The 9,417-nt window shown below is 68.6% G+C and carries 6 protein-coding genes; all 6 read right to left on the bottom strand.

Annotated elements, in window-relative coordinates; translation table 11 throughout:
- A partial coding sequence (locus tag ACX80W_RS13550) for a PKD domain-containing protein (RefSeq protein ID WP_459284116.1) occupies positions 1–2,103 on the bottom strand: 2,103 nt, incomplete at its 3' end.
- Positions 2,100–2,435, bottom strand: a complete 336-nt coding sequence (locus ACX80W_RS13545) for a hypothetical protein (RefSeq protein WP_459284115.1) — start codon at positions 2,433–2,435, stop codon at positions 2,100–2,102. The genes ACX80W_RS13550 and ACX80W_RS13545, both read right to left, overlap by 4 nt.
- 526 nt (positions 2,436–2,961) lie before the next feature.
- On the bottom strand, positions 2,962–4,158 hold the full coding sequence (locus ACX80W_RS13540) for a DUF1972 domain-containing protein (protein ID WP_459284114.1): 1,197 nt from the start codon (positions 4,156–4,158) through the stop codon (positions 2,962–2,964).
- A 34-nt stretch (positions 4,159–4,192) separates the two neighbouring features.
- Entirely contained in the window at positions 4,193–4,636 is a 444-nt protein-coding gene (locus ACX80W_RS13535) for an FAD synthase family protein (RefSeq protein WP_459284127.1), read from the bottom strand.
- Between the two features lie 59 nt (positions 4,637–4,695).
- Positions 4,696–6,189 (bottom strand): sugar transferase, encoded by a 1,494-nt coding sequence (locus tag ACX80W_RS13530; protein WP_459284112.1) that lies wholly within the window; start codon positions 6,187–6,189, stop codon positions 4,696–4,698.
- A gap of 522 nt (positions 6,190–6,711) precedes the next feature.
- Positions 6,712–9,405: a LuxR C-terminal-related transcriptional regulator gene (locus tag ACX80W_RS13525; protein WP_459284110.1), complete on the bottom strand. Its 2,694-nt coding sequence runs from the start codon at positions 9,403–9,405 to the stop codon at positions 6,712–6,714.
- Positions 9,406–9,417: the final 12 nt, after the last annotated feature.

Genomic DNA, 9,417 nt, shown 5'->3' with positions numbered 1-9,417 from the left:
GCCGAACTCCCAGGCGTAGGAGGCGATGGTGCCGTCGGGATCGGTCGACGTCGAACCGTCGAAGGAAGCCGCCAGCCCGGTGGCCGTGTGCGTGAACGCCGCGGTGGGCGGGGCATTCGCAGGAGGAGCCGCCGCGACCGTAATGGTCTTGGAGGTCGAGTTGGTCGCCCCGGCGTCGTCGGTGACCGTCAGCTTCACCGCATAGGTCCCCGCAGTCTCGTACGTCTTGGAGGCCTTCACCCCGGTCCCTGTCGTCCCGTCACCGAACTCCCAGGCGTAGGAGGCGATGGTGCCGTCGGGATCGGTCGACGTCGAACCGTCGAAGGAGGCGCCCAGGCCGTTGACCGTCTCGGTGAACCGTGCGACCGGCGGGGTGTTCGCCGCGGCACCCGCCATGACGGTGACGCTGACGGCCGCGGAGCGGACCTCATTGCCGAAGGGATCGGCGGCGACGACCTGATAGGTATGCGTCGAAGACGGAGCGAGACCGGAGTCCTCGAAGGTCAGCACGGGCCGCTGCCAGAACGTCGACAGCTGCGGGACCTCGTGCACCGGGGTGGCGGTCTGGCCGTCACGGATCACCTTATAGGTGAGCTTCTGGTTGTCGTAGTCCCAGTTGGAGGTCCACTTCACGGTGACCTTGCCAGGGGCCGTGGAGGCGAGGGTCGGGTTGGTCGCGGTTCCGGTGACGATGGGGCCGGACTTGTTGGGCGCACTGTCCCGGACGGCGAAGCGCACGAGTCCCTGCTGTGCCTTGCCGTTCACCCGGGGGAACTCCCCACCCAGCACCACGTACTTGGAGTTCCCGGTGACCGACCACGCGGCCTGGCCCTGACCGGTGAACGTGCCGGCGGTCAGCCGGGGGAACCAGGTCAGGAGCGACGGGGCAGGCTTGCCCTCGAAATTGAAGTAATTGCCTTCGCTGTTCCGCTTGACGGTCCCGGTCGCACTCCTGCTGAAAGAAATGCCCCGCTGCCAGTCCCGCGGGTTCGACTCGGGGAACCCGCCGATGTTTCCGCAGTAGTGGGCATGCCCCACGGTGTAAATCACCTCTCCGATGGGAGCGACGCTGTAGGTATCACCGTGGCAGTCCTCAAGCCACTTCAATGTCCCGCCGGCCCAGTTCGCGGAGAACATTCCCTCGAAGTTGCCGCCGGAGCCGAAGACATAGCCGGTGCCGTAGACGTTGGTCCCGTCGGTGGACAGGCCGGTGATGGCGGCATTCAGTCCACCGTTGCGGATCAGGCCGTTGACGGCCCACGGCGTCAGCGCGCCCGCCGTGGTGTCGACGGCTGCCAAGCCGTACCCGGGGTTCGATGATCCGTTGAGCGTCGTGAAGCTGCCGCCGACGACTATCTGGGTGCGGTCGGGGGAGATGACCATCGCCCAGACGTCGCCTCCGGCAGCTTTGGGGTTCCAGATGCGCAGCGCGCCGGTGCCTGCGTCGACGGCCGCGAGCCTTGGCCGGGGGGTCGACCCCACGGCGGAGAACCAGCCACCGAAGTAGACGGCGTCGGCGGTCGCCACGATCGCATCGACCCGCGAGTTGGGCGTCGGTTTGAAGGAGTTAATCATCGCACCGGTTGCCGGATCGAGCGCGGCGATCCTGGAGGCGGGTGCTCCGTTAACGGTGGTGAAGGCCCCACCGACATAGATCCGGGAGCCATCCGGCGACGCCGCGATTGACCGCGCCTGGGCGTTGAGGCTCGGGGCGAAGGACTGGATGAGCGCACCCGTCGTGAGGTCGTACGCGAGGATATGGTTGCGGGTCACGGTGCTGGCCCCGGGTGCCGCCCCGGCCGGCCGGGCCGTCGTGAAGTTGCCTGCCGCATAGACGGTGTTCCCGACGATGACCTGCTGCCAGACGACGCCGTCGACCTGCACGGTCGGCAGCGGGTCGGCCGACACGGTAGGCGGGTTCGCGGCGCTCGCCGGGTCGGGCGCCGTGTCGGCCGAGGCGATCGGGCCGGCAGTGATGGTCGCCGCAACCGCGAAGGCGCACGCCGCCGCAACCGCGAGGGTTTTCCGAAGCGCGCTCCAGGGGCGCCCGCGTCCCGGGGCCTGCTGAGGGGGTGCCGGAGGTGGCTGGATGGAGTTTCTCATTGTGCCTCTCCCTGCACTGGCACTGCGCCTTCAAAGGCTGCGACCGGTGAAGCTGCCTGGTAGTGGAACAGGACGCGGACAGTCCTGCGCTGTTCCGGTCGGATCTGGAAGACGAAGACACCGGAGGCCGTTTGCCCCGGGGCGACTGTAGCGGGGAAGGGGACGGCTCCCGGGGCGCTGAGCTGGTTTGCCGGGACGCGGTCGGGTCCCACTTCGACGTTGACGACGGCTTCCGCCAGGGAGATGGGTGCGGTGGTGCTGTTGGTGACCTCGAAGGTGAACTGGACGGCGGGCCCGGCCACCTCGCCAACACGGCGGGCTTCGCCGTTCACGGCCCTCATCGTCCTCACCCTGGTCGTGACGCCCTTGGCGACCTCCGCTGGCTGGTCGAAACGCTTGGGCGGGGCGACGGGCGGAGGCTCGTTGATGGCTTGCGCGGAAACAGCGGAAGGGGCCAAGGCCTGCGCACCGGCAGCGGCAGGACCTCCCGGGGCCGGTGTCTCACCGGCGGGAGCCTGCTCGCTGGAGCGCTGTTGTGCGGATTCGGGTCCAGCGGCACCCGTTGGCTCGGTTACCGGACTGTTCGCCTGCATGGTCCGGGACATCGGCTCGGAAGCTGGGGCGAGCGAGCCGGCGGCTACGGCCCACCCGCTCAGGCTGGTCGCAGCGATCAGGGCCGCAGCAGCTGCGGCCCGTTGTCCTTTGGACAGTTTCTTTCCCGGTTGCCCGGGTTGGGTGAAAGTCATGACGGTGGCCGTTCGATCGAGGTGCTGGTGAGGTGGAGCATTTTTCAGATTCCCCTTCCGGAAGGAAGGACTGGGCGGTCGGCGGCTGCCGTCCGGGACAGCGGTACAGGTGTCATGTCCATGCCCCCGCCCGGCGATCAGCTGCGTTCAATGGGTAGGCGCCACTGCGCCGGCCCCGGCGTCCCCGGCGTCCCGCGAGTTCGCGGCAGAGGGCCTCATAGCCGTCAGCCACCGAGTTCCAGTCGTAGGCGAGCGCGTCGGCCTGCGAGCGCTTCCCCCGCCGGGCCGTACCGGACAATGGGTCCTCCGCCTCCGCGATGAGCGCCGCAACCGTGTCGGCGTCGGCGAAGTACCGGCCGTTTCCGCCGAGGACCCCGCGGTTGAAGTTGACGTCGAAGGCGTTCACGGCGGTCCCCGCGCCCATCGCCCGCAGCAGCGAGGGATTGGTCCCTCCGACGGAGTGCCCGTGCCAGTACACGCGGGCGTTGGAGTAGAGCTGGTCGAGAAGGCCCTGGTCCCACACTCCCCCGACGAAGCGCACCCGCTCACCGCCCAGCGCCTTGAGGTGGCGGGTGTAGCCGTCGGCGTAGGGCGCCGATCCCACGACGACCAGCGGCATTGCCGCTGCGCTCTTCTCATACCCTTCGACGATCAGGTGAACATGGTTTTCCGGCTCGAAACGCGCCACCACAAGGTGGTATTTGTCCGGTTCGAGGCCCAACTCCCCCAGACGGTCACCGGTACCGGTGCCGAGGATGGGCGCGCCATAGGCGAGGCGGATGGAGTCGACACCGAATTCGCGCCTGTAGTACTCCTCAATGCCGGCGGCATCGGCTATCAGTGCGTCTGACCAGCGCACGGCGAGGGACTCCGCCACGCGGTAGTACCGTTTACCCCAGGTGCCCCACTTGGCCCTTTTCCATTCGAGGCCGTCGACGTGGGTGGCCACGGGGATTCCTGCCGCGCGAAGCACCGGGAGCCACGGCGAGTTGGCCGCATTGAAGACCACCGCCACATCGGCCCGGTGGAGGAAAAGGTGCGCTGCCGAAAGTCCCGTATGGCTGAGGGTCTCCAGGGAGCGCCGCCGCATCGCCGGAAGGTGCACGAGGTCCATGCCCTTGTAGCGGTTGGCCGCCGTATCGGATGCAGCGCTCTCCCGGCAGTAGACGACGACACTGTGGCCGCGGGCGGCAAGCCGCTGTCCGACCTCCTCGATGCAGGTCTCGAATCCGCCGTAGCGCGCCGGCACGCCGCGGGTTCCGACGAGGGCGATCCGAAGCGGGCGGTCGTGGGATGGCACGGCATCCATGAATTCCACCTCCGGGGCGGTCCGGGCGGCCATGTCAGCCACGCGCTTCGCGGGGGGTTGAGTTGAGGATGTCGAGGGTCCGCCGCAGGGCGGTGCTCGAGGTATGGACGGTGTACGGGAAGTACACGACCTCGACGCCGACAGCGGCGAAGGCTTCCTCGAGGTGCCTCCCCTTGGCCGTGCCGCGCCAGTCATCCCCCTTGAAGAAGACGTTGAACCCGAGCTGCTTCCAGGTGTCCAGCTTGTCCGGGAGCACCTCGGGCACGGCCTCGTCGACGCAGGAGAGGCTGCCGACGATTTCGAGGCGTTCCGTGAGCGGAATCAGGGGACGCATGCCCTTGTTCGCCTCGCAGAGCTCATCTGAGACGACCCCCGCGATCAGGTAGTCGCACTGGGTCCTGGCGTGCCGGAGCAGGTTCAGGTGGCCGATGTGGAACAGGTCGAAGGCCCCTGCCGCATAGCCGACGCGGCGTCCCATTGGGATTCCCTTCGGGCGGGCCGGGGCCTTCCCGTGCTGGCCGGCGTGGTCGAAATTCATCAGTAGGCCCCCACCGGACGGACCATCACCTTGAACGTGCGCCACATAATCATGAGGTCTCCTGTCACGGACCAGTTCTCCACGTAGTAGAGGTCGAGCCGGACGCTTTCGTCCCAGTCGAGGTCGGAGCGTCCGCTGACCTGCCAGAGGCCGGTCATCCCCGGCTTGATGAACAGGCGCCGATGCGTGTGGGTCCGGTAGGCGGAGACCTCGCTGAGCAGCGGCGGCCGCGGGCCCACGACTGACATTTCGCCGCGGAGGACATTGAGGAACTGGGGCAGCTCGTCGAGCGAGTGCTTCCGGAGGAACCGCCCGACGCCGGTCACCCGAGGGTCGTTCTTCAGTTTGAACAACACGCCGTTGCCGTCGCTGGCGCCTGCAAGCTGCTGGAGATCCTGCTCGGCCGAGCACACCATGGAGCGGAACTTGAACATCCTGAAGACGGTGGACTGCCGTCCGGCCCGCTCCTGGAGGAAGAAGACGGGCCCCGGGGAGTCCAGGCGGATGAGCACCGCGATGACGGCGAAAACGGGAGCCAGGACGATCAGCGCGGCCAGGGATACAACGATGTCCATCAGCCGCTTGATGACATGCCGTCCACCGGAGAACTGGGGAAGTTCAACGTGCATCAGGGGAAGGCCCTCGACGGGCCGCATCCGGATCCGCGGGCCCGCTACATTGGTCAGGGCGGAGGCGAGCACCAGCTCCGTCGATGTGCGTTCAAGCCGCCACCCCAGCTCCCGGATGTATCCGCTTCCCTTGTTGAGGTGCCCGGCCACGATGACTGCGTCGGCTCCGGTGTGTTCGACGAAGCCCTCGACCTTGCCCAGCCCGCAGATGGCGGGGACGAGGTGTCCACCGACCTGGACGCCTGCGGAACTTCCCTTGCCTTCCAACACCGCACCCACAACCTCGTAGGCGGCGCCGGCGTTCCGTGCGAGCTGCGCGGCGACGTAATGGACGTCGGCCCGCCGGCCCACGACCACGACCTTGGACAGGAAGTGCCCGAACTGCCGCTGGCTGATCAGCCACTGGCGCCACAGCCAGCGGCTCACCAACAGGGAGAAAAGACCGACAGGGAGGGCGAACACGAGGAAGAACCGGAAGTCGGTGATCCCAAGGATCACCGTGATGACCGCGAACCCCCCGAAGGTCGCGGCGCCGGCGTGGATGAGTCGCTTGTACTCGCACGAGCCGGTACCGATCAGCCGCGAGTCGCGGGTCCTGAACATGTACATCATGGCCAGCCAGCCAAGGAGGATCGCCCCGGCGAGACCCGTGGTCGACGCATCAAGGTCGGGTCCGGGCCGCCTGGAATTCAGGAGATTCGTCGAGATCAGCACCACGGTGACGATGAGGACCGTGTCGGTGATCCGCAGGGACAACTGGTAGCGCTGCCGCCAGGCGACTCCGGAGAGCGCGGTAGGTGGCACCTGCAGGGACCGCGCCCGGGAGACACCGATCCCCTCCAAAATGTGTGAGAGCTGGGTCATCGCTGCCCTCCAGCCGGACGGGCGGACCGGAGGGGAGCCGACGGCGGCTGGGGACGAACCTTGGTCTCGGAAGGTTCTGACGCCGCCGGCTCCGTATCGGGGTGCACCGCCTCCGGTGCCGTGGCCCGGCCGGTGCAGGTGGCCAACCGTGCCGGCCTGGAAAGAGGCAGGACAGGCAGCCGGAGGGAACGCGGCCCCAAAGCCGATTGTTGCGGGGTGCGGTCGGAACCGTGGAAAAGGACACCCATTGCGAGACCAACTCCCCCCATATTGTCCATCCGTAATGGAAATGTTGTTGATCCGTTATAGAAGCAACCTTAGGAATTGCTTATGGAGACCACACGAGTAAGCCGTACGCGTTTTCGCTCCAGAATGGCCCTGGGCTACCCACTTGCTCCCGCGAACTACTGGTCCGGGGGCTGGCCGCGGCGGAAGCACTCGGCGGGATGGGGTGCACGGAGTGGGGTAACGGGGTGCGGTAAGGAGGTGCGACGACGGCCGGAGGGCCGTGGCCGGTGGCCGTCAGCGGTGGTAGGACGCTGGCCGGTTCTCTGCCTGGTGCTGGAGTTCCTCACGCCGGCTGACGCCGAGCTTCGCGAAGATCCGGTACAGGTGCCCCTCGACGGTACGCACCGACACACCCTGCCGTTCGGCGATCTCACGGTTTGAGTACCCTTCGGCGACCAGCGAGACGATATCGACCTCCCGCGGGGTCAGCCGCGTACCCGAGTCACCTGCATTGGTTCCGGCTGGCGTGGGCTGGTCCGTGCCGGAGAGCACCGCCGAAAGCCTGCTGTGGGCGCTGCGCGCCTTCTGCGCGGCCCCTTGCGCCGACCACAACTCTGCGGCGGCCCGCAGGCAGTCCGCCGCGATGGGCAGGTAGCCGTTTTCTTCAGCGAGACCGGCCGCGGAGGCGAGCCGCACGGGGTCCCGGTCACACCGGCCCCCGGCCCACGCATGAAGCACGGCTGCCTCGCGGCCCTCGAAGTGCGTGGTGAGGGCAGCCAGGGAGGCCGTGGCGGCGGAGTCTCCGAGCCGTGCCGCCTCCTCCAGTGCCGCAGACGCCACTTCGAGCATGCCATCGGATGCGGCGCTCTCGGCGATCCTGCTGAGCGCGTCGGCCGCTTGGTCCGCCTCGCCAAGCCGGGCTGCCGCAGCAAGGGTGTAGATCCGCCCGGTGAGACGCATCTGCCTGCTTCCCCGCCTGGGAACCGCGCCGTACTCATCGATCAGTGCCTTGGCGCGCGCGGTGTCCGCTGCCGCGGCACAGGCGAAGGAGGCCATTCCGATGGCCATCGTGAGGACCTGGGCTCCATCCGACTCCCGGATCCCCTCGACGGCCAGCAGCAGCCGGTCACGGGCCGCACCGGTCTTCCCGCTGCGCAGGGCCGCGATTCCTTCGACGAGGTCGGACCAGCCGGCGAGGAAGCCCGGGTCCCGGGGAGAGAGCGGCGCAGAGTCCCGTAGGACCGAGCGGGCCTCGTCCCAATCGGCGGCATGGATCAGGCACATCAGGTGGCGGGAGACGGCGAACTCCCGGTAGGTCAGCAACCGGTGCTCCTCCGCGGCGATGATCGCGAGCGCTTCGGCGGTGCACGCCGCCCCCGCCCGCGGGCGCCCGCTGGCCCCCAGCAGTTCCCCAAGCAGCACCAGCGAGCCCGTCCGCGTTTCCGGGCTACCGTGTGGGTCCGCTACGACCTCCCGCAGCGGCCCCTCGAGCCCGGTGAGCCGTCCCTCGAGGAGCAGGAGGTGGCACCGGAGCAGCCGCGCGCCGAGGTAGGAGGTGGCGACGGCGGCCCGCAGTGCCCCGGAGCCGGTTGACCCGACCGCCGAGATGAGCGATTCCCACCGTTCGATGTCCCCGCGCAGTTCCTCGTAGGTGCCCCCGGCGCGGAGCCGGATATCGAAGGAAAGGAGCGTCGCTTCCTCGGCGACGAGCAGGTCGGTGCACCGGAGCAGGGCTTCGTCGATGAGCTCCCTGGCATAGCTCAGGTTGCCCCGGGCGACCTGCGCCCGCGCGATCTCCACGAGCGCCCTTCCGCGGAGCCCCGGGGCGGAGACGGCCCGGGCCGCCCTCAGCGCGAAACCCGGATCGTTTAACCGGTTGGCCACGACCGCCGCCCGCAGGAGCCTTTGGTCCTCCGGCGGCACGCCGCAGTCGAGGCCCCAGGCGACGCTGCGCAGGAATCCCTCGAGGGACTCGGTCCGGGGGTCGAGCACCTCGAGGACGGCACGCCGGATGGCGATGCTCCGGGCAGCCGGCACGACGGTCCGGATGACCTCGCTGTAGAGCGGGTGGGCCAGCGCCACCAGCCGGTCCGGTGCAGGGCCAACGGTGATCAGCCGGTCATCCTGCAGCCGTTGGAGAGCGTCCGGATCGGTGCACGATGAGAGCGCCTGGAAGGCGATGGGCTCGGCCAGGGCAATGGCCTCCAGCGCAGCCATGTGTGTGGAGCTGCGCTGGCGCAGCTGGCCCTGGATCAGGTCGACCAGCCGAAGATTCACCGCCGGCCGCCCACCCACCATCCGCCACACGCCGTTCCGTTCAACGAGGTACCCCTGTCCGGGGCCCTGCTTCAGCAGGGTCAGCAGAAACAGCGGGTTCCCGCCCGTGGTGGCGGCCAGGAGGTTGCTCGTGCCGGTGAGGACGTTTCCCCCAAGGGCCTGCCGGCACAGCTCATCCACCGCCGGCGCATCGAGGGGTTCGAGGTCGAATCGCGCAAGGAGCCCGTCGCGGCCCAGTGCGGCGAATTCGGCCGGCGGCTGGGGGGTGGCACGGGAGAGGACCAGGAGTTTCGCCCGCCGCGCACCCACCAGCTGCGCCAGGAGCGCGCACGTGCTCTCGTCCAGTTCGTGGGCGTCGTCGACGACGAAGAGCGGGGGATCCTGTGTCCTGCCCCGGGACTCCGGCAGGTGCTTCATCATGCTCCGCAGGATCGCCACGGGCGAACCGGCGTCGCCCACCGCCAGGCCATGGAGATACGGGGCGAGGGCGCCGAAGGGAATGTGGCGGAGCGAGGAGCCGCCGGTGACGGAGAAGACCGGCGTCGACCCGTTGACCCGGCCGACCACCGCCCGGGCGAGCGCCGTCTTGCCCACACCGGGCTCTCCGACGACCATCGCCCCGAAACCGGCAGGGGTGCGCAGCGCGGTGAGGATGTCCTCCACCATTTGCGCGCGGCCGACCAGGGAGATGTCCTCCTGGATTCTGGTCATCGATGCTTTTTC

The sequence above is a fragment of the Arthrobacter melezitosi genome (assembly GCF_054511055.1).
This window is presented reverse-complemented; position numbering and strand designations above follow the sequence as displayed.

Excerpts from the sequence above, each read along its gene's own strand:
- ACX80W_RS13535 (WP_459284127.1), bottom strand. The coding sequence starts at position 4,636 with ATGGGACGCCGCGTCGGCTATGCGGCAGGGGCCTTCGACCTGTTCCAC.
- ACX80W_RS13525 (WP_459284110.1), bottom strand. The coding sequence starts at position 9,405 with ATGACCAGAATCCAGGAGGACATCTCCCTGGTCGGCCGCGCGCAAATG.
- ACX80W_RS13540 (WP_459284114.1), bottom strand. The coding sequence starts at position 4,158 with ATGGATGCCGTGCCATCCCACGACCGCCCGCTTCGGATCGCCCTCGTC.
- ACX80W_RS13530 (WP_459284112.1), bottom strand. The coding sequence starts at position 6,189 with ATGACCCAGCTCTCACACATTTTGGAGGGGATCGGTGTCTCCCGGGCG.